We start from the raw sequence: 20,474 nt of genomic DNA, 5'->3' as shown, positions 1-20,474 counted from the left end.
GTTTTAGGTTCCGGAGTAATGGGCTCAGGAATTGCTGCTCACTTAGCGAATATTGGTATACCTACATTATTATTAGATATCGTACCTAAAGAAGTTAGTAAAGATGAAGAAGCAAAGGGAATAACTTTAGAGCATCCAGCAGTAAGAAATAAATTTGCAGAGACAGCTATTCAAAAATTGTTGAAGCAAAAACCGGCACCACTTACTGCTAAGAAAAACCTACAGTTAATAACTGTTGGAAACTTAGAGGACGATCTTGAAAAATTAAAAGACGTGGACTGGATTATCGAAGTTGTTGTTGAAAACTTAGAAGTTAAAAAAAGCTTATATGAAAAAATAGATGCAGTTCGTAAGCCTGGAACAATCATTAGCTCTAATACATCGGGAATTAGTATTAATGCAATGGTGGAAGGGCTCTCAGAGGACTTTGGAAAGCATTTCTTAGGAACACATTTCTTCAATCCTCCACGTTATTTGAAGCTATTAGAAGTAATTCCTGCAACAACTACTGCTCCTGAAGTTGTAGAGTTCATGAAGCAATTTGGGGAAGATGTGTTAGGAAAAGGTGTTGTAATTGCAAAGGATACTCCGAACTTCATAGCAAACCGTATAGGGACATATGGTTTACTTGTAACATTGCGTGAAATGCAAGCTAGAGGTTATTCCGTTGGAGAAGTAGATTCTGTTACAGGGCCACTAATCGGTCGACCGAAGTCAGCCACGTTCCGTACATTAGATGTCGTTGGTTTAGACACATTTGCACATGTTGCGAAAAACGTATATGACCAAACATCTGGTGAGGAACAAAAAGTATTTGAAGTGCCTGCATTTATGCAAAAAATGCTTGAAAACAAATGGCTAGGAGCTAAATCTGGGCAAGGTTTCTTCTTAAAAGAAGGTAAAGAAATCAAAGAACTAAATCCTGAAACACTTGAATATGAGGCAATGAAGAAGTTGAAAACGCCTTCAATGGAAATGGCGAAGCAACAAAAAGGTCTTGCAGCAAAAGTGAAAACATTAACTTATGCAAAAGATAGAACTGGTGAATTACTTTGGAGTATTTTAAGTCCTACATTAATCTATTCAGCTCAGCTTCATGGGGAAATTGCAGATGATATAGTTGCGATTGACCAAGCGATGAAATGGGGATTCGGTTGGCAACAAGGTCCATTTGAAATATGGGATGCAATCGGTGTAAATGAATCAGTTGAAAAAATGACAGCAGAGGACTTGGAAGTTCCTGCATTCGTCCAATCATTATTGGATAAAGGATTTACATCTTTCTATAAAGAAGAAAATGGTGATCAATACTATTTCGATGGATCTGATTATTCATTAGTTTCCGTAAACGAAAAGGTAATTGACTTAAAAAGGTATAAGAAGAAACATGGTGTTATTAAATCTAATTCTGGTGCAAGCTTAATAGATTTAGGTGATGGAGTTGCATTGCTTGAATTCCATTCGAAATCGAACTCTATTGGTTTAGATATCCTTCAAATGATTAGCTTTGCCGTAGATGAAGTAGAAAAGAACTTCAAGGGCCTTGTCATAGGTAACCAAGGTAAAAACTTCAGTGTTGGGGCAAACCTAGGAATGATTTTAATGGAAGCACAGGACGATAATATTTTCGAATTAGATTTTGTTGTTCGTCAATTCCAAAATGCAATGTTGAAGATTAAATACTCTGCTAAACCAGTAGTAGTTGCTCCATTTGGAATGACATTAGGTGGTGGAGCAGAAACTTGCTTACCTGCTGCTCATATCCAAGCATCTTCTGAGACATATATGGGATTAGTAGAAGCTGGGGTTGGTCTTATCCCTGGTGGAGGAGGTAACAAAGAGCTTTATATTAAGCACTTGAAGGGACTTCCAAACGGTGTTGAGATAGATTATCTTACAGTTGCAAGCAAAGTATTTGAAACAATTGCAATGGCAAAAGTTTCAACCTCGGGTGAAGAAGCGCGTGAAAATAACTTCTTGAATTTTGTAGATGGAATTAGTGTAAATCCTGATCATTTAATATACGATGCGAAACAAGTGGTATTAGCTCTTGCAGAAGGCGGATATAAAGCACCGATTCGTGAAAAAGTACCAGTTTCTGGATCTCCAGGATATGCAGCACTTATTTTAGGAGCAGAAGGTATGCTTTTATCTGGATATATTAGTGAGCATGATTTGAAAATTGCTAAAAAGCTTGCTTATGTTATTGCAGGTGGAGAAGTTCCATACGGTACTTTAGTCGACGAGCAATATTTACTGAACTTGGAGCGAGAAGCTTTCTTAAGCTTAGTTGCTGATCCAAAATCTCAAGCAAGAATGCAACACATGCTAGTGAAAGGCAAACCATTACGCAACTAATCTTGCATAAAGGTAAAGGAGGAAAACTCATGCGTGAAGCAGTCATAGTAGCAGGGGCAAGAACGCCAGTAGGTAAAGCGAAAAAAGGATCTCTAGCAACAGTGCGTCCAGATGATTTTGGGGCACTGGTTGTAAAAGAAACATTACTAAGAGCGGGCGGTTATGATGGTCCGATTGATGATTTTATATTAGGATGTGCAATGCCAGAAGCAGAGCAAGGGATGAACGTTGCTCGTAATATTGGTGCATTAGCAGGTCTACCAGATACAACACCAGCGATTACAGTAAACCGTTTCTGTTCATCTGGTCTACAATCAATTGCATACGGAGCAGAGCGTATTATGTTAGGTCATGCCGAAGCGATAATCGCTGGTGGGGTGGAGTCTATGAGTATGGTTCCAATGATGGGTAATACGATTCGTCCGAACGCACATCTAGCACAAACAGCCCCTCAATACTACATGGGAATGGGCCACACAGCTGAACAAGTGGCAACTAAGTATAGTATTAGTCGTGAAGATCAGGATGCATTTGCAGTAAGATCACATGAACGAGCAGCAGCCGCAATTGCAGCAGGAAAGTTCAATGATGATATTGTCCCAGTAGAAGTTATAAAGCATTTTGTAGACGAAAACAATAAAGCACAGCAGAAAAAATTCATGTTTGAAATGGATGAAGGTGTACGTGTAGGAACTACAGTAGAAACACTTGCTAAATTACGTCCTGCATTCAATGTTCGCGGATCAGTAACAGCAGGTAATGCTTCACAAACTTCAGATGGAGCAGGTGCTGTATTAATCATGGATCGTGAAGTTGCAGAAGCACAAGGATTAAAGCCGCTTGCGAAATTCCGTTCATTTGCAGTTGGGGGAGTACCACCAGAGGTAATGGGAATCGGACCAATTGTAGCGGTACCAAAAGCATTAAAACTTGCAGGATTATCAATCGAAGACATTGATCTTTGGGAAATCAATGAAGCATTTGCTTCTCAATCTATTCAAGTTGTTCGTCACTTAGGTATAGATATGGAAAAGGTGAATGTAAACGGTGGAGCAATTGCATTAGGCCACCCACTTGGAGCTACGGGAACTATCTTATCATTGAAAATGATGAGTGAATTGAGACGTCAAGGAAAGCAATTTGGAGTTGTTACAATGTGTATCGGTGGTGGAATGGGAGCTGCTGGAGTGTTCGAATTACTTTAAAAAAAATATAAACTAGGGGGAATATACATGAACGAATTAAAAGATGCAATTAAAGGCGGAGCATTTTTAGTTGAAGACTTAGACGCAAGTCGCATATTTACACCAGAGGATTTTAATGATGAGCAAAAGATGATTGCGAAAACGACGGAAGAGTATGTAAAAAATTCGGTACTTCCAGTAGTAGAAAACTTGGAACATCATGAATTTGACCACTCTGTACGTTTATTAAAAGAAGCGGGAGACCTTGGCTTACTTGCAGCTGATATTCCTGAAGAGTACGGCGGAATTGGCTTAGACAAAGTTTCCTCTGCACTTATTGCAGAAAAAATGTCTGTAGCTGGTGGTTTTTCTATAACACACGGTGCTCATGTAGGAATTGGTACATTACCAATCGTTCTTTTTGGTAATGAAGAGCAGAAACAAAAATATCTTCCAAACTCAGCATCAGGTGAAAAAATTTCTGCCTATGCATTAACTGAGCCAGGTTCAGGGTCAGATGCATTAGGAGCAAAAACTACTGCGAAATTAAATGCAGAAGGTACACACTATGTATTAAACGGTGAAAAACAATGGATTACAAATGCTGGATTTGCAGATGTATTTGTTGTTTACGCTAAAGTAGATGGAGACAAATTCACTGCATTTATCGTAGAAAAAACATTCCCTGGAGTTTCTGTTGGGGCAGAAGAGAAGAAAATGGGGATTAAGTCTTCTTCTACTCGTACACTAATCCTAGAGGACGCTCAAGTTCCTGTAGAAAACCTATTAGGGGAAATCGGTCGCGGTCATATTATCGCATTCAATATCTTAAATATTGGTCGTTATAAATTAGGGGTAGGTACAATTGGTGGATCTAAACGCGCATTAGAATTAGCAATTTCTTATACAAATCAGCGTCAACAATTTAAGACACCAATCTCTTCCTTTAATTTAACGAAAAACAAACTGGCTACTATGGCATCTAAATTGTATGCAACTGAAAGTTTAATATACCGTACTGTTGGTTATTTTGAAGAGCGTATGAGTCAATTGAGTGCAGAAGAGCAAAAAGACGGCAAAGCAATTGCTGCTTCAATCGCTGAATATGCAATTGAATGTTCTATCAACAAAGTAGTAGGATCTGAGGTTCTAGATTATATCGTTGATGAAGCTGTTCAATTACATGGTGGTTATGGATTTATGCAAGAGTATGAAGTAGAGCGTATTTACCGTGATTCGCGTATTAACCGTATTTTCGAAGGAACAAATGAAATTAACCGCCTAATCGTTCCAGGAACATTCCTGAAAAAAGCGATGAAAGGTGAATTACCACTTCTTCAAAAGGCTCAAGGCTTACAAGAAGAGCTATTAATGATGATGCCAGAAGAGGTTGGTACGGAAGCTCTTGCACAAGAAAAAGTATTAGTAGCTAATGCGAAGAAAATTGGCATTCTAGTTGCTGGTCTTGCTGCACAACCTTTTGGTACAAAGTTAGAAGCAGAACAAGAAGTACTTGTGAACATCGCTAACATAGCAAATAACTTATTTGCAATGGAATCAGCAGTTCTACGTACAGAAAAAGCAATTGGACGTGATGGAGAAGAAAAAGCAGCACAAAAACTTCTTTATACACAAATCTTCACACAAGAAGCTTTTATTGAAATCGAACAGGCAGCAAAAGAGACACTTATTGCATCTGTAGATGGAGATAATCAACGTATGATGATTTCCGCTTTACGTAAATTAACACGCTACACACCATACAATGTTATTGAGAAAAAACGAGAAGCATCCGTTAAACTAATCGAAGCAGAAAAATACGTTCTTTAATCAAATAAACGAAAAAGCCGATTCTAGTAGATCGGCTTTTTTATTTATCCCTAATTAATAATAATACAGTTGATTTTCGTTGCAAGCGGACGCTTTCCGCAGGCGAGGCCGAGCCTCCTCGGGACAATGGGATTCCGTTCACAAATTAACGACACACGATGTATTAAATCTTTCGTATTTATGAATCCTCCCTGTGGGTCTCGACTTTCTCGCTTATCCTGCTGGAGTCGCCGCTTTCCACTACAATCAATTAAGTGTGTAGTCATTATTCATCAATTAAAATCAAGCCTTTATGAAAAACACGTTAAATATGCAGGGGCATCTAAAGACACTATCAATTGCAGTCGACAAATTGAGTGGAAAGCAACTATTAGTCATTCAATTCTACAGATTTTGGCTGTGAATGAGTAATGAAATTTAGTAAAATTATCCACTCCGCGTGTAAAAGGTAAAAGTCCGCAAGTAAATATAGGCCTAGAGCAAGTAAATCGTTTACGACCGCAAGTAAGCCACAGAAATGAGCGAGTAAACAATAGGTGAGAGCAAGTAAAGATAAATTAAGACCAAATCATTCATTAGATATAAGGATATTTATGCATCTTGAGTATATAAAATCAGTCTTCCTGTTGATATAGAATACAGAGGATTGCATGCAATGTAGAGGCTCTGGATTTGTTATCAAAAATTTTTAATTAGGGCATTTCTTATGGATTTCTTCAACTAATAAAAAAGTATACGACATAAAAATAGACGGTATCTATCGTATAGAGTAGCGTTAGAGCCCCCGAAATTGTATCTTCGGGGGCCTGCTCCATGAATAGGAAAGTAGCTTTTCTCTAGTTATCCAAAAATGCACTAACGTGTTTCTAGAAGTTGTAGAAGAGCGACGGACAGATAAGCGCCATAAAATTACCGAAAAAAATGATGCTGGTTGGTTGTGACGGACGTCACAACCAACCAGCATCACTAAAAATTCAATCGGCAATAATATAGCAACAAGTTAGTCCAGAGCATTTCGGAAACGTTGGAAACAGGTTTTGAACTTAAAGGGTGGGCATTTTTTTTGAGTCTTAATTTCTTAATTCGAGGTTGAATCCTTAGTCACCGTTCAAAATGATTGCTCATCTCTTACACTATTATGTATGATAAAAAGAAAAAGGTGGTACAACATGACTATTCAATATTATGGCTATCCTAAATGTACAACGTGTAGAAAAGCGAGCAAATGGTTAAAGGACAATGATATAGAATACATAGACAACCATATAGCTGAAAATCCTCCAACTAAAGATTTGCTTCAAAAAATGTTCGAAGTAAGTGGCTTAGAACTCAAAAAATTCTTTAATACTTCTGGTATGAAATATCGAGAACTTGGTCTAAAAGACAAGCTTCCAACGATGTCAGAAGATGAGCAATTAGCCTTGCTTGCTTCTGATGGAATGCTTATTAAACGTCCAGTTGTTTTTGATGGTGAAAAATTAACGCTAGGCTTCAAGGAACAACAGTTTGAGGATGTTTGGAAGACTTCTTAAAGTCACTTGTTTTTACTATAAAAATATGTGAATATAGTAGATGAATGTATTATTAATGGAGAGGGGTATATATATGAACGCACCTAAAGATTTAAAATACTCAGCAGAGCACGAATGGGTAAAGACTGAAGGCGGAAATATCCGTATCGGTATTACTGAATTTGCACAATCAGAGCTTGGAGATATCGTGTTTGTCGAGCTTCCACAAGTCGGAGATGATATTAAAGCAGGAGATCCATTTGGTAGTGTAGAGTCTGTAAAAACTGTATCTGAACTGTATGCACCAATAAGCGGTAAAGTAGTAGATGTAAATACAGAATTAGAAGATAACCCTGAATATGTAAACGAATCCCCTTATGAAAATGCATGGATGATTGTTGTAGAGCCAGCTGATGTAACGGAAGTCGATGGTTTACTTTCTCCAGAAAAATACGAAGAATTAATTTCAGAATAATTATGAAAACGCCGCTTAATGTCGGCGTTTTTTTCATATAATATTGGAAAGGGCATAGTTGGGAGAGATGCTGAATGGCTATTGTCTTTAGTGAAAAAATAATTATAGTTGAGGGAAGATCAGATAAATTAAAGCTTTTAAAATTACTTGATGAATCAACAGAAATTATTTGTACAAACGGAACGATATCCAATGTAAAGCTAGAAGAGATTTTAAGTCCTTACGACGGTATTCCTATTTATGCGTTTTTAGATGCGGATAGATCAGGCGAGCAAATTCGCTCCATCGTCAGGAAAGAATACCCTGAAGCTATTCATCTATATACCAATCCAATGTATTGTGAAGTGGCGACTACACCGTTCAAAGTTTTGGCATCTATATTAAAAAGTGTTAATATAAAAGTGAAGAGACAATATTTACTTTAGGATGATGTAATGTGAATGAATGGACACTTGAACAGTGGAACGACCATAAGAACAGTGGACAGCTTACAATGTTCTATATTTATACACCCTTATGTGGAACATGCCAAGTTGCAAGTAAGATGATGCAAGTTGTACAAGAGATGATGCCTTTTTCAATTGGCCAAGCAAATATTAACTATCTAGAGAATTTTGCAATGGATTATCATATTGAAAGCGTACCATGCCTGATAATCGCTAAAGGTGGAACTGTATATAAAAAGATATATGCATTTCAATCAGTTCCATTTATATTAGAGACAATAAAAAGTATTGACGAGCAAGTAGTCGTGTGATAACATTCGATATACCAACAAATTAAATAGTGTTACTCTTATTAAGAGTGGTGGAGGGAAGTGCCCTATGAAGCCCGGCAACCGTCATGTAAATGAAATGGTGCCAAATCACGCAAAGCTGTTGCTTTGGGAAATGAGAGAATGGATGAACGTTATTAAAATAAATAACTTAAAACCCTTCTGCTCTTTTGCAGGAGGGTTTTTTTAGATAGAAATGGGAAGTATATGTATTTACATAGTAACTGTTGACTCATTGAGTAGTTTTAAAATGCAGGATTAAAAATTCATACAATATTTCTTGAAGATAGATAGGCAATTGAGCATTTCGTAGAAAGGTGGCAAGTTTCCCATGATTAGTTTAAATAATGTTTCGAAAAAATTTAGCACGAAACAAGGTACAATCGTTGCAGTTGAAGAGGTGAATCTTGACATAAAGAAAGGTGAAATTTTCGGCATCATTGGATACAGTGGTGCAGGAAAGAGTACACTTATTCGATTATTGAATGGATTAGAAAAGCCAACTTCGGGTCAAATTATCGTCAACAATCAAGATATTACTAAGATAAATGAAGTGAAGCTTCGTCAAGTAAGACAAAAGGTAAGTATGATTTTCCAACACTTTAATCTGTTATGGTCAAGAACGGTTGCGGAAAATATTGCTTTTCCATTAGAAATTGCTGGTGTTCCACAAGCACAACGTTCTTCAAGAGTAGAGGAACTAATTGATTTAGTTGGTTTAGAAGGTCGCGGACATTATTATCCTTCACAGTTATCAGGAGGACAAAAACAACGTGTCGGAATTGCGCGGGCATTAGCCAATCGTCCAGAAGTGCTTCTCTGTGATGAAGCAACCTCTGCGTTAGACCCAGAAACTACAGACTCAATTTTAGACTTATTAGTTAGTATCAATGAAAAATTAGGGCTGACAATTGTTTTGATTACCCACGAGATGCAGGTTATTCAAAAGATTTGCGGTCGTGTTGCAGTAATGGAAAAAGGTCATGTAGTAGAAGAAGGAAAAGTACTAGATGTATTCCAAAACCCGCAACAACCTATTACAAAACGTTTTGTCTCGCAAGTAAGTGATTCCAATAAAGCAATACAAACAATACAGCATTTAAAAGAGCTATATCCAAATGGCAAGCTGATAAAGCTAGTATTTGTTGGAGAGCAAACAGAACAACCAATATTGTCGAGACTTATTAAGCAATTTGATTTAGAAGTCAATATTGTCCAAGGTAATATTTCGCATACACAAAATGGCGCATTTGGTACCTTAATCCTTCAACTAGAAGGAGATGCATTATTGGTGGATGAGGCAATCCGCTATATACATGAACAAAAAGTAAATACAGAGGTGATCAACAATGATTAATGATTTATTTCCTAATGTTGATTGGCCAAAAATGTGGGAAGCAACCGTTGAAACATTATATATGACTGCAGTATCTACTATACTGACAGCAATTATTGGGCTAGTGCTCGGTCTTTTACTTTTCTTAACTAGTCCTCATCAAGCATGGGCGAACAAGTTAGCGAACTGGTTAACAGGAGCTTTCGTTAATATATTCCGTTCCATTCCATTTATTATTTTGATTATTTTATTAATCCCATTAACGAAGTTTTTAGTTGGAACAATGCGTGGGCCAAATGCTGCATTCCCAGCTTTAGTTATTGGAGCTGCTCCATTTTACGCTCGTATGGTGTTGATAGCTCTACGAGAAATTGATAAAGGAGTACTAGAAGCAGCTAAATCGATGGGCGCTAAAACTTCTACTGTTATTTGGAAGGTTCTATTGCCAGAATCTATGCCCGCATTAGTATCAGGTATTACGGTTACGGGGATTTCACTAGTTGGTTATACAGCTATGGCCGGTATTATCGGTGCTGGGGGACTAGGAACGCTAGCATTCTTAGATGGATTCCAAAGAGGTAGAACAGATGTAACACTTGTTGCCACAATACTAATATTAATCATGGTATTTATAATTCAGTGGATAGGCGATTTAATTACTACAAAAATAGATAAACGATAATAGGTGTAAACGAGAGTACTCGATCACATAGAAAACATAGGTAAAAAGGGAGAGATTTGAAAATGAAGAAGTTATTAGCTGGAGCTTTATTATCAGTGAGTGCATTAACACTTGCAGCGTGCGGAGAAGAAGAGGGTAGTAAACTTGTAATAGGTGCATCGAACGTACCTCATGCAGTTATATTAGAAGAAGTTAAACCAATTCTTGAAGAACAAGGAATTGAACTTGTTGTAGAATCGTATCAAGATTATGTATTACCAAACAAAGATTTAGATTCAGGTGACTTGGATGCGAATTATTTCCAACATATCCCTTACTTTGAGTCACAAAAAGCTGATTTTGGATATGATTTTGCTAACGCTGGTGAAATACATATTGAACCAATCGGTTTATATTCTAAAAAATACGGTTCTATTGAAGAGCTTCCAGAAGGTGCAACAATTCTAATGAGTAACTCTGTTGCAGATCACGGTCGTATTCTTGCTATGTTAGAAGCAAAAGGACTAATTAAATTAGCAGATGGTGTTGACAAAACAAAAGCTGAAGTGAAAGACATCGTTGATAATCCTAAAAATCTTGAATTTGACGCTAACTATGAATCAGCACTGATGGTTCAGTTATATGAAAACGAAGAAGGCGATGCAGTATTGATCAACTCTAACTACGCAATAGACGCTGGTATCAATCCATTAGAAGATTCTATTGCAATTGAAGAATCTAATGAATCTCCATATGTGAATATCATTGCTGTAAACTCAGGTGATGAAGACAATAAAGAGATTAAAGCTTTAGTAGAAGCATTGAAATCTGAAGAAATTCAAGACTTCATCCTAAGCGAGTGGGGCGGATCGGTAGTACCAGTAAAATAATAATATTATTTGAGGAAACAGACATCTTCGGGTGTCTGTTTTTTTTTGTGCAGGCGAATGGCGAAAGCCCAAAAGGAAGTCGCAACCGCCCGCTCGAGTATTTTAAGCGCCCGAACCAACCTGCTATCCGCCCGGGGGTAGGACGAACGCCTGAGAGGAAGTCGCAACCGCCCGTTCGAGTATTCTAAGCGCCCAGGCCAACCTGCTATCCGCCCGGGGGTAGGACGAACGCCCGAGAGGAATTCGCAACCGCCCGATCGAGTATTCTAAGTGCCCAGGCTAACCTGTTATCCGCCCGGGGTAGGACGAACGCCCGAGAAGAAGTCGCAAGCGCCCGATCGAGTAGTCAAAGTGCTCGAGCCAGTCTGGTATCCGTCCAGCAGAAACTGAGCACTAAAAAGAGTCAATACCGCTTTTCAAGCATTCTTTATTCACCAATCTGCACAATAAAAAAATTTAGTCTAGAAAAGACTAACTATTCGTGATATTGTGTTGAAGAGGTGATGATAATTTGATAATTAAACCGTATTTCCCTTCAAAATATGTAGCAAGAATGTCTGATTTAATAGAAAGACTTTCTCCGCAACATCCACAATATACAAGAATTTCTAAAGAGATAGGTGCTATTAAAGCAGGAGATTATGGTGAAGAGGTTATTTACAAAGTGCTAGAGCAAATGAAAATTCCATATAGATGTTATATTTTTCACAAGGTGTTTCTCTTTGCGGAATTTGCATTTGAATTAGACTTCCTGATAATAACCCCATATGGAGTAGTAATTCTTGAAGTAAAAAACATCATTGGGGAATTAGAGTTTTCGACTAATCCATCACAACTTATCCAACGAAAAGAGGATGGAAGAATAACTAAATATCCTTGCCCCGCAAATCAGTTGAATGAATATAAATATCAACTTTCTCAGTTCTTCCTCCAGTATAATATTTCAGTCCCAATTCATGGTGTAGTAATCTTTGCGTCTCGTAATAGTTTTGTTAAACATTCAGTCAGCGGCGTTAAAATAATGTATAGGAATGAAATGCGTTCCTACCTACGACATTTCCCCGAAAATAGTTCAACCCTAAGTCAAAAAGAAATGGAGAAAATAAAAGAAGTAATTCTAAGAAGTACCTATTCGCCTCCATCCATTCCTCTTATCGAACATTTCTCAATTTCACTTAAAGATTTAAAGCTCGGAGTAAAATGTGAAAGCTGCGGATTTATTGGAATGCAGAAAATAGCCCGAACTTGGTATTGTCCTACTTGTAAAGAAAACAATTCATATGCACACAAAAAAGCAGTTTCCACTTATTTTTCGCTCTGTAAAGAAACTATTACTAATAAAGAATGTAGAGAGTTTCTACTTTTAAACAACAGGTATGAAGCAAAAAGAATTCTATCAAGCTCTGACTTAGTAAAATACGGAAAAGGCTCTAATACTTACTACACGAACTACAGTTCAAAAAAATGTTAATAGAATATTATGTATACTACTAATCCTATTCACTTTAATAAGTGACTGTGCTAAAGTGTATAAATGTTATTAATAATACATTTGTGCATATGAGGAGGACATCTTATGAAGAAGTTTGGGTTATTGCCGCGAATAGTGATAGCGATAGTATTTGGTGTTTTATTGGGACTAGTTGTCCCTAAAATAGTGGTAGAGATAATGGCTACTTTTAATAGTATTTTTAGTGCCTTTTTAGGGTTTATTGTTCCTTTCATTATTATTGGGTTTATTGTTCCAGGGATAGCTAAGCTTGGAAAGGGTTCTGGTAGATTACTTGGTATTTCTACGGGAATTGCCTATTTATCTACCATTGTAGCAGGCTTGATAGCATTTTTTGTCGCATCAAATTTACTGCCTAAGCTTATAGGTGGTAAAGAGAGTGTTAAGTTAGAGAATCCGGAAGAATTTTTAATTGGGGGCTTATTTGAAATGCCGATACCTCCGATGATGGATATAATGACAGCATTAGTTTTCTCATTCATTATGGGGATTGGGATTTCCAAACTAAAAGGAAACATGTTACAAAATGCATTTGAAGAGTTTAGCGAGATTATTGAGAAGGTAATCTCTTATGTTATTATCCCATTATTACCGATACATATTTTTGGAATCTTTATGAATATGGCGTACGGTGGACAAGTGGCTAAGGTTTTATCGGTTTTTGGAGTCGTGTTTGTCATGATTATTGCGCTGCATCTTGTCATGCTTTTATTACAATATACAGCAGCTGGTACGGTAACTGGGAAAAACCCTTTGAAACTCTTAAAAACAATGTCCCCAGCTTATTTTACAGCTTTAGGTACACAGTCATCAGCTGCAACAATTCCGGTGACGCTAAAGCAGGTACAACAAACTGGTGCATCTGCTAAAGTGACAAACTTTACGATTCCTCTATTTGCAACAATTCACTTGTCAGGTAGCACGATTACACTTGTCTCTTGTTCAATCGGTGTATTGCTTATAAATGGACAGGATATTATGCTATCTTCATTTGCACCTTTTATATTTATGCTTGGTGTAACGATGATTGCAGCTCCTGGAGTTCCAGGTGGAGCAGTTATGGCGGCACTGGGATTATTGGAAACAATGCTTGGATTCAACGGGGCAATGATTGGATTAATGATTGCACTATACATTGCACAGGACAGCTTTGGAACGGCGACAAATGTAACTGGTGATGGAGCACTTGCGATTATCGTAGACAAATTTTCAAAAACTGCATAAGTTATTAAAGAAATATGTTTAAGACCCAAATAGTTGGGTATATAAATGATGAACTTAAAAACAGAGAGGGATGATTCATTATCAGTTCGGAAGACTTACCTTATACAGAACAGATGGACCACGCATTTAGAGGAGTACATGGTTTTGGATATGATGAATTGAGACAAAGTCAAGAACTAAGATTGCAAGTTGAAAACAAACGGCAAGAGGATCATGAAAAATGTATGCAATTAGCGGCTAAACTTGATGCCCAAGCATTTAGGGGATAATATACAAGAATCCACGGAGAATTTCTTCGTGGATTCTTTTTGTTTTCACTAGCTTCATAGTGAAATCGATTCTCATTTAGACTATTCTTAATGAAAATAAAGAAAGATTACTATTTACCTAATAATTTCGTTGTAAAGTCAAGAGAAAACAGGAAATCTGTATATTCTACAATATTAAATAGAATATGCTCCAAAAGATTTGCAAGGTACTTCAGTTTGGGTTAAGATTAGAATGATAATAAATTAGAATGGTTATACATTCATATTTACTTAATGGAGGTTATTAAATGTCGACTTTAGTTATTAAAGATTTACACGTTGAAATAGACGGTAAAGAGATTTTAAAAGGTGTTAATTTAACAATTAATACGAACGAAATTCACGCAGTAATGGGTCCTAATGGTACAGGTAAATCTACTTTAGCTTCTGCTATTATGGGTCATCCAAAATATGAAGTTACATCTGGTTCAATTGAATTGGACGGAGAAGATGTTTTAGCAATGGAAGTAGACGAACGTGCTCAAGCTGGTCTATTCCTGGCGATGCAATATCCAAGTGAAATTACTGGAGTTACAAATGCTGATTTCCTACGTTCAGCGATTAATTCACGTCGCGAAGAAGGCGATGAAATCTCTTTAATGAAATTCATTCGCGAGCTTGATAGCAAAATGGAATTTTTAGAAATGGATTTAGATATGGCACAACGTTATTTAAATGAAGGATTCTCAGGCGGGGAGAAAAAACGTAATGAGATTCTTCAATTAATGATGTTGCAACCTAAATTTGCTATTTTAGATGAAATTGACTCTGGTCTTGATATTGATGCATTAAAAGTTGTTTCTAAAGGTATCAACGAAATGCGTGGAGAAGGATTCGGAAGCTTAGTAATCACTCACTATCAACGTCTTCTTAACTACATCACGCCAGATCATGTACATGTAATGATGCAAGGTCGTGTAGTTAAATCCGGTGGTCCTGAACTTGCTCAAAGATTAGAAGCAGAAGGATACGAATGGGTAAAAGAAGAGTTAGGAATTGAAGACGAAACAGTTGGACAAGAAGCATAAGAAAGGGGACGAATCAGCATGACGGTTGAAACAAAATTGGCATTAACCGAGCAAGATATTCGCTCCTTTTCAGAAGGTAAGCAAGAACCAAGCTGGATGACAGAACTTCGTCTGAAAGCATTTGGTGAACTTGAAACACTTCCGATGCCAACACCAGACAAAACAAAAATTACTAATTGGAATTTCACAGAGTTTCCAGTTCATACTGTAGATAGCAGTAAATTTACTTCTTTAAACGAACTACCTGATGAAGTGAAAGCAGTTGTAAATGCGGATGAACAAAAAAATATTTACATCCAGCATAACAATACACCTGCATTTCTTTCATTATCAGAAGATCTAAAAGCTAAAGGTGTTATCTTAACTGATATATACACTGCAATTCGTGAGCATTCTGATCTTGTTCAACAATACTTTATGACCGACGGTGTCAAAGTAACAGAACATAAATTAACTGCACTTCATGCTGCATTATTAAACGGTGGTGTATTCTTATACGTGCCTAAGAATGTTGTAGTAGAAGAACCAATTCAAGTTATTTATTTACATGACGATAAAGCAGCTTCACTTTTCAATCATACTTTACTAGTAGCGGATGAAAATAGTTCTGTAACTTATGTAGAGAACTATTTGTCTACTGTTGAACATGCAGAAGGTTTAGCTAATATCGTGACGGAAGTTATTGCTAAAGACAATTCAAAAGTTACATTTGGAACTGTTGATGTTCTAGCAGAAGGATTTACAACATACGTTAATCGTCGCGGTGTAACAAGTCGTGATGCGGTTCTTGAATGGGCACTTGGTATGATGAATGACAGTGATACTATTTCTGAAAATACAACACATTTAGTTGGAGATAACTCAGAAGGTCATGTGAAAATGGTTGTTGTAGGTCGCGGTAAACAAAAACAAAACTTTACAACAAAAGTAATTCATTGGGGCAAACATACAGAAGGTCAAATCCTTAAGCACGGAGTTATGAAAGAAGAAGCATCATCTATATTCAATGGTATTGGTAAAATTGAATACGGTGCGACTAAGTCTAATGCTGAGCAAACATCTCGTGTATTAATGCTTAGCGAAAAAGCACGTGGAGATGCAAACCCAATTCTTTTAATCGATGAAGATGATGTAACAGCAGGTCACGCAGCATCAGTTGGCCGAGTAGATCCACTTCAGTTGTACTATTTAATGAGCCGTGGTATTTCTCAACATGAAGCAGAGCGTCTAGTAATTCATGGATTCCTTGCTCCTGTAGTTAACGAATTACCTATTGAAGGCGTGAAGAAACAGCTGACGGAGGTTATTGAAAGGAAAGTTCGCTAATGCTCAATACTAAAGAGATTCGAAGCTATTTTCCGATTTTAGATCAAGAGATCAATGGTCATCCATTAGTCTATTTAGATAATGGTGCTACTTCTCAAAAACCTATTCAAGTGATAGAGGCTATTAAAAAGTATTATGAATTTGAAAACTCGAACGTGCATCGTGGAGTTCATACGCTTGGTAACAGAGCAACGGACAGTTACGAAGGAGCACGTGAAAAGGTACGTAAATTCATAAATGCGAAGTCTACTAAAGAAGTTATTTTTACACGTGGTACAACAACCGCTATTAATACGGTGGCGCAGAGCTATGGCCTTGCTAACCTAAAAGAGGGCGACGAAATTGTTATTACACATATGGAGCACCATTCCAACATTATCCCTTGGCAACAATTAGCTAAGAAAACTGGTGCTGTATTAAAATATATTGATTTAGAAGCAGATGGTACACTTTCTTTAGAAAAGGTTAGAGAAACAATTACTAATCAAACAAAAATAGTGTCTATCGTTTATGTATCGAACGTATTAGGGACAATGAATCCAATAAAAGAAATTACGCAGATTGCACATGAGCATGGAGCAGTAATGGTAGTTGATGGAGCGCAAGCTGCACCTCATCTAAAATTAGATGTTCAAGCTCTTGATTGTGATTTCCTTGCATTCTCTGGACACAAAATGTGTGGACCTACCGGTATAGGGGTACTATACGGGAAAGAAGCATTACTGGATAAAATGGAGCCAATCGAATTTGGTGGGGAAATGATTGACTTCGTAGGATTGTATGATTCTACATGGAAAGAGCTTCCTTGGAAATTCGAAGGCGGTACTCCAATAATTGCTGGTGCCATTGGTCTTGGAGCTGCAATTGATTTCTTAGAAGAAATTGGCCTAGATGAAATTGAAAAGCATGAACATGAGTTAGCTGCTTACGCTATGGAAAAAATGTCTACTATTGATGGTTTATCCATCTATGGACCCGTTGATGCTGCTAAGCGCGCTGGAATTGTTACATTCAATTTAGATGATGTGCATCCACATGATGTTGCAACAGTATTAGATATGAGTGGAATTGCAGTTCGTGCAGGACATCATTGTGCGCAACCGTTGATGAAATGGTTGCAATGCGTGGCAACTGCTCGTGCTAGTTTCTATATATACAATTCAGAAGAGGATATAGATCGTCTAGTTACTGGATTGCTTTCAGCAAAGGAGTATTTTAACGATGTCTTCTAATTTAGATCAACTTTATCGCCGTGTCATTATGGATCACTATAAAAATCCTCGTAACAAAGGAAGTATTGAGGATGGAGCTTTGACAATTGATATGAATAACCCTACTTGTGGGGACCGCATTCATTTAACACTTCAAGTGGAAGATGGCAAAATTCAGAATGCGAAATTTGATGGAGAAGGATGTTCCATCTCGATGGCATCTGCATCTATGATGACACAAGCAGTTAAAGGAAAGACTGTAGAGGAAGCTTTACAGCTTTCTACAACTTTTTCAGAAATGATGCTTGGGAAAGATTACGATGATTCTATTGAACTTGAAGATATAGAAGCATTAAGTGGTGTTTCTCAGTTTCCAGCGCGTATCAAGTGTGCAACACTAGCGTGGAAAGCAATGGAAAAAGGCGTCTCAGAAGAAACAGAATAACAGACGAACGGAGGAAATACGATGGCTAAAAAAATGCCTGAAATTGGTGATTATAAATATGGTTTCCACGATAAAGACGTATCCATTTTCCGTTCTAAACGTGGATTAACGAAAGAAATCGTGGAAGAAATATCACGTATGAAATCAGAACCACAATGGATGCTAGATTATCGCTTAAAAGCTTTAGAAATTTTTTACTCAAAACCTATGCCTCAATGGGGTGGAGATTTAGGGTCATTAAACTTTGATGAAATTACTTATTATGTTAAGCCTTCAGAACAAACAGAAACTTCATGGGATGAAGTGCCAGATGAAATCAAAGCTACATTTGATAAATTAGGTATTCCAGAAGCGGAACAAAAATATCTTGCAGGTGTTTCTGCACAGTATGAATCAGAAGTTGTATACCACAATATGAAGCAAGAGCTTCAAGATTTAGGGATTGTATTTAAAGATACTGATTCTGCACTTCGTGAAAATGAAGATATTTTCAAAAAGCATTGGGGTACAGTAATTCCTTCATCAGACAACAAGTTTTCTGCACTTAACTCAGCAGTATGGTCGGGTGGATCATTTATCTATGTACCACCAGGCGTTAAAGTGGAAACACCACTACAAGCATACTTCCGAATTAACTCTGAAAATATGGGTCAATTCGAACGTACGTTAATTATTGTAGACGAAGGCGCTTCTGTACATTATGTTGAAGGATGTACTGCTCCTGTTTACACAACAAACTCACTTCATAGTGCGGTTGTTGAAATTATCATTAAAAAAGATGCTTATTGCCGTTATACAACAATCCAAAACTGGGCAAACAACGTTTATAACTTAGTTACTAAACGTGCAGTTTGTGATGCAAATGCAACGATGGAATGGATTGATGGAAATATCGGATCAAAATTAACGATGAAATATCCAGCAGTTATCCTAAAAGGTGAAGGCGCTCGTGGTATGACTCTTTCTATCGCTATTGCTGGTAAAGGTCAACATCAAGATGCTGGTGCGAAAATGATGCACTTAGCTCCGAATACTTCATCCACTATTGTTTCTAAATCTATTTCGAAACAAGGCGGTAAGGTAACATACCGTGGTATCGTTCATTTTGGACGTAAAGCTACTGGTGCTCGAGCAAACATCGAATGTGATACATTGATCATGGATAATCAGTCTACTTCTGATACAATTCCTTACAACGAAATCTTGAACGATAATATTTCTTTAGAGCATGAAGCGAAAGTTTCTAAAGTATCTGAAGAACAATTATTCTACTTGATGAGTCGTGGTCTTAGCGAAGAAGAAGCAACAGAAATGATCGTAATGGGCTTCATCGAACCATTTACAAAAGAACTTCCAATGGAATATGCTGTAGAAATGAACCGTCTTATCAAGTTCGAGATGGAAGGCTCTATCGGTTAATCCATTTATATAAATACAGCAAGGTGTACAATTCACCTTGCTGTATTTTTTTATTTGTTTGTTTTAACTGAGATAGGATAGGACTAGGTAAAAAATGTCCATACTTAGTAAAATTAGTTTGAAATAGTTTTATAAGTGGTACTTTAAAAATAAGACAACTTGTATAGTTCTATACAGAAAGGAAAATTGAAAATGATTATATTCGAACGAGAAAAGAGCTATATTATGGTTGCTCAAAATGATCATGCAAAAGTTTCAAAGGATATTGCTCAAAATTGTAAAGAGGATTACTTTTTTTCTCCAAATCGAAAAAAAGAAGTGATACTTGCAGTTGGAGAACATGACAGAGGTTGGATTGAGCCAGATACTTCTCCGATTTGGAATGATAAAAAGGAAATACCTTACTCTTTTATTGATTATCCTACCGATCTCAAAATTTCTTTTTATAAAAAAGGACTGGATGAGGTAGAGGAAATGAGTAATTACGCTGGTCTATTATGCAGTTTACATTATTCCTCCTTCATTCAGGATGCTGATGAATCAGTAGTGAAAGAATTTTGGGAAGAAGAAAAGCAAAGACAGAATCGAATTTCAGATGAATTGGGTATAATAGAAGACGAAGATATGAAGGAAACGATGATGTATCATTTAGATTTATTGAAGTTTTCGGATTTCATTTCCCTTTATATTTGTTTGCATGAACCTGGAGACAACAAGAACAAACATCCCTTTTTCCAAAACGGCTTTCCACAGCTATTCCTTTTTGCCACAGATAAACCCATCATTGCTCATTGGGAAAGTAAAGAAGCTGTGTCGCTTTCGTTTTCCCCTCTAAATGGTGAAACAGAAGTGGAGCTGCCTTATAAGGAAGTAATGAAAGAGCAAATAGATAAAGATGGTATCCTACAGGCATATAAAGACACCCTTTTTTCTACAAGAAAAGTGATGTTTAAATAAGATGAATAACACAAAAAAACCAGTCA

Annotated in this window: 19 protein-coding genes and 1 riboswitch; all 19 genes read left to right on the top strand. The window is 37.1% G+C overall.

The genetic code is table 11. The features are described 5' to 3' along the window. Positions 1 to 18: 18 nt before the first annotated feature. Positions 19 to 2,358 carry a 3-hydroxyacyl-CoA dehydrogenase/enoyl-CoA hydratase family protein gene (locus MKY29_RS15345; protein WP_340880876.1) on the top strand — a complete coding sequence of 780 codons (2,340 nt, stop codon included), beginning with the start codon at positions 19 to 21 and terminating at the stop codon, positions 2,356 to 2,358. Positions 2,359 to 2,387: 29 nt separating this feature from the next. Continuing rightward, a complete protein-coding gene (locus tag MKY29_RS15340; protein ID WP_241599468.1) occupies positions 2,388 to 3,563 on the top strand; it encodes an acetyl-CoA C-acetyltransferase in 1,176 nt (391 codons plus the stop codon). 27 nt (positions 3,564 to 3,590) lie between these two features. Further along, positions 3,591 to 5,372 carry an acyl-CoA dehydrogenase family protein gene (locus MKY29_RS15335; protein ID WP_340880194.1) on the top strand — a complete coding sequence of 594 codons (1,782 nt, stop codon included), beginning with the start codon at positions 3,591 to 3,593 and terminating at the stop codon, positions 5,370 to 5,372. Between the two features lie 1,169 nt (positions 5,373 to 6,541). Next, positions 6,542 to 6,904 (top strand): arsenate reductase family protein, encoded by a 363-nt coding sequence (locus tag MKY29_RS15330; RefSeq protein WP_090567034.1) that lies wholly within the window; start codon positions 6,542 to 6,544, stop codon positions 6,902 to 6,904. A 73-nt stretch (positions 6,905 to 6,977) separates the two neighbouring features. Beyond that, on the top strand, positions 6,978 to 7,358 hold the full coding sequence (gene gcvH, locus MKY29_RS15325; protein ID WP_090567037.1) for a glycine cleavage system protein GcvH: 381 nt from the start codon (positions 6,978 to 6,980) through the stop codon (positions 7,356 to 7,358). 74 nt (positions 7,359 to 7,432) lie between these two features. Continuing rightward, complete coding sequence (locus MKY29_RS15320) at positions 7,433 to 7,783, top strand: toprim domain-containing protein (protein ID WP_090567040.1); 351 nt, start codon at positions 7,433 to 7,435, stop codon at positions 7,781 to 7,783. Positions 7,784 to 7,794: 11 nt separating this feature from the next. Beyond that, positions 7,795 to 8,115: a thioredoxin family protein gene (locus tag MKY29_RS15315; RefSeq protein WP_090567043.1), complete on the top strand. Its 321-nt coding sequence runs from the start codon at positions 7,795 to 7,797 to the stop codon at positions 8,113 to 8,115. A 35-nt stretch (positions 8,116 to 8,150) separates the two neighbouring features. Then, positions 8,151 to 8,255, top strand: a riboswitch (SAM riboswitch). Positions 8,256 to 8,464: 209 nt separating this feature from the next. After that, the gene (locus MKY29_RS15310; protein WP_093494919.1) at positions 8,465 to 9,490 is read left to right on the top strand and encodes a methionine ABC transporter ATP-binding protein; all 1,026 of its coding nucleotides are present in this window, start codon (positions 8,465 to 8,467) and stop codon (positions 9,488 to 9,490) included. After that, positions 9,483 to 10,151 carry a methionine ABC transporter permease gene (locus MKY29_RS15305; protein WP_090567049.1) on the top strand — a complete coding sequence of 223 codons (669 nt, stop codon included), beginning with the start codon at positions 9,483 to 9,485 and terminating at the stop codon, positions 10,149 to 10,151. Before MKY29_RS15310 ends, MKY29_RS15305 begins: the two co-directional genes overlap by 8 nt. Positions 10,152 to 10,213: 62 nt before the next feature. After that, a complete protein-coding gene (locus MKY29_RS15300; RefSeq protein ID WP_093494918.1) occupies positions 10,214 to 11,020 on the top strand; it encodes a MetQ/NlpA family ABC transporter substrate-binding protein in 807 nt (268 codons plus the stop codon). A 553-nt stretch (positions 11,021 to 11,573) separates the two neighbouring features. Next, the gene (locus MKY29_RS15295) at positions 11,574 to 12,491 is read left to right on the top strand and encodes a nuclease-related domain-containing protein (RefSeq protein ID WP_276517611.1); all 918 of its coding nucleotides are present in this window, start codon (positions 11,574 to 11,576) and stop codon (positions 12,489 to 12,491) included. Between the two features lie 105 nt (positions 12,492 to 12,596). Further along, positions 12,597 to 13,754 carry a dicarboxylate/amino acid:cation symporter gene (locus tag MKY29_RS15290; protein WP_241599474.1) on the top strand — a complete coding sequence of 386 codons (1,158 nt, stop codon included), beginning with the start codon at positions 12,597 to 12,599 and terminating at the stop codon, positions 13,752 to 13,754. A 113-nt stretch (positions 13,755 to 13,867) separates the two neighbouring features. Then, positions 13,868 to 14,023 (top strand): hypothetical protein, encoded by a 156-nt coding sequence (locus tag MKY29_RS15285; protein ID WP_241599477.1) that lies wholly within the window; start codon positions 13,868 to 13,870, stop codon positions 14,021 to 14,023. Between the two features lie 287 nt (positions 14,024 to 14,310). Further along, the gene (sufC, locus tag MKY29_RS15280; RefSeq protein ID WP_090567061.1) at positions 14,311 to 15,090 is read left to right on the top strand and encodes a Fe-S cluster assembly ATPase SufC; all 780 of its coding nucleotides are present in this window, start codon (positions 14,311 to 14,313) and stop codon (positions 15,088 to 15,090) included. A gap of 18 nt (positions 15,091 to 15,108) precedes the next feature. After that, complete coding sequence (gene sufD / locus MKY29_RS15275) at positions 15,109 to 16,416, top strand: Fe-S cluster assembly protein SufD (RefSeq protein WP_093494915.1); 1,308 nt, start codon at positions 15,109 to 15,111, stop codon at positions 16,414 to 16,416. Further along, the gene (locus MKY29_RS15270) at positions 16,416 to 17,648 is read left to right on the top strand and encodes a cysteine desulfurase (RefSeq protein ID WP_340880193.1); all 1,233 of its coding nucleotides are present in this window, start codon (positions 16,416 to 16,418) and stop codon (positions 17,646 to 17,648) included. Before sufD ends, MKY29_RS15270 begins: the two co-directional genes overlap by 1 nt. Continuing rightward, positions 17,638 to 18,072 (top strand): Fe-S cluster assembly sulfur transfer protein SufU, encoded by a 435-nt coding sequence (sufU, locus tag MKY29_RS15265; protein WP_093494913.1) that lies wholly within the window; start codon positions 17,638 to 17,640, stop codon positions 18,070 to 18,072. The genes MKY29_RS15270 and sufU overlap by 11 nt, the downstream gene beginning before the upstream one ends. A gap of 21 nt (positions 18,073 to 18,093) precedes the next feature. Beyond that, positions 18,094 to 19,491 carry a Fe-S cluster assembly protein SufB gene (gene sufB / locus MKY29_RS15260; RefSeq protein ID WP_090567075.1) on the top strand — a complete coding sequence of 466 codons (1,398 nt, stop codon included), beginning with the start codon at positions 18,094 to 18,096 and terminating at the stop codon, positions 19,489 to 19,491. Between the two features lie 192 nt (positions 19,492 to 19,683). Next, complete coding sequence (locus MKY29_RS15255; protein ID WP_340880192.1) at positions 19,684 to 20,448, top strand: DUF3891 family protein; 765 nt, start codon at positions 19,684 to 19,686, stop codon at positions 20,446 to 20,448. The last annotated feature ends 26 nt before the right edge of the window (positions 20,449 to 20,474 follow it).

It is taken from the genome of Psychrobacillus sp. FSL K6-2365 (genome assembly GCF_038003165.1).
Taxonomy (GTDB): Bacteria; Bacillota; Bacilli; order Bacillales_A; family Planococcaceae; genus Psychrobacillus; species Psychrobacillus psychrodurans.
Note: the sequence above shows the minus strand (reverse complement) of the source record. Positions and strands in the feature narration are given on the sequence as shown.

Coding starts and splice junctions, on each gene's coding strand:
- MKY29_RS15345 (WP_340880876.1), top strand. CDS start 19: ATGGGCTCAGGAATTGCTGCTCACTTAGCGAATATTGGTATACCTACA.
- MKY29_RS15340 (WP_241599468.1), top strand. CDS start 2,388: ATGCGTGAAGCAGTCATAGTAGCAGGGGCAAGAACGCCAGTAGGTAAA.
- MKY29_RS15335 (WP_340880194.1), top strand. CDS start 3,591: ATGAACGAATTAAAAGATGCAATTAAAGGCGGAGCATTTTTAGTTGAA.
- MKY29_RS15330 (WP_090567034.1), top strand. CDS start 6,542: ATGACTATTCAATATTATGGCTATCCTAAATGTACAACGTGTAGAAAA.
- gcvH (WP_090567037.1), top strand. CDS start 6,978: ATGAACGCACCTAAAGATTTAAAATACTCAGCAGAGCACGAATGGGTA.
- MKY29_RS15320 (WP_090567040.1), top strand. CDS start 7,433: ATGGCTATTGTCTTTAGTGAAAAAATAATTATAGTTGAGGGAAGATCA.
- MKY29_RS15310 (WP_093494919.1), top strand. CDS start 8,465: ATGATTAGTTTAAATAATGTTTCGAAAAAATTTAGCACGAAACAAGGT.
- MKY29_RS15305 (WP_090567049.1), top strand. CDS start 9,483: ATGATTAATGATTTATTTCCTAATGTTGATTGGCCAAAAATGTGGGAA.
- MKY29_RS15300 (WP_093494918.1), top strand. CDS start 10,214: ATGAAGAAGTTATTAGCTGGAGCTTTATTATCAGTGAGTGCATTAACA.
- MKY29_RS15295 (WP_276517611.1), top strand. CDS start 11,574: ATGTCTGATTTAATAGAAAGACTTTCTCCGCAACATCCACAATATACA.
- MKY29_RS15290 (WP_241599474.1), top strand. CDS start 12,597: ATGAAGAAGTTTGGGTTATTGCCGCGAATAGTGATAGCGATAGTATTT.
- MKY29_RS15285 (WP_241599477.1), top strand. CDS start 13,868: ATGGACCACGCATTTAGAGGAGTACATGGTTTTGGATATGATGAATTG.
- sufC (WP_090567061.1), top strand. CDS start 14,311: ATGTCGACTTTAGTTATTAAAGATTTACACGTTGAAATAGACGGTAAA.
- sufD (WP_093494915.1), top strand. CDS start 15,109: ATGACGGTTGAAACAAAATTGGCATTAACCGAGCAAGATATTCGCTCC.
- MKY29_RS15270 (WP_340880193.1), top strand. CDS start 16,416: ATGCTCAATACTAAAGAGATTCGAAGCTATTTTCCGATTTTAGATCAA.
- sufU (WP_093494913.1), top strand. CDS start 17,638: ATGTCTTCTAATTTAGATCAACTTTATCGCCGTGTCATTATGGATCAC.
- sufB (WP_090567075.1), top strand. CDS start 18,094: ATGGCTAAAAAAATGCCTGAAATTGGTGATTATAAATATGGTTTCCAC.
- MKY29_RS15255 (WP_340880192.1), top strand. CDS start 19,684: ATGATTATATTCGAACGAGAAAAGAGCTATATTATGGTTGCTCAAAAT.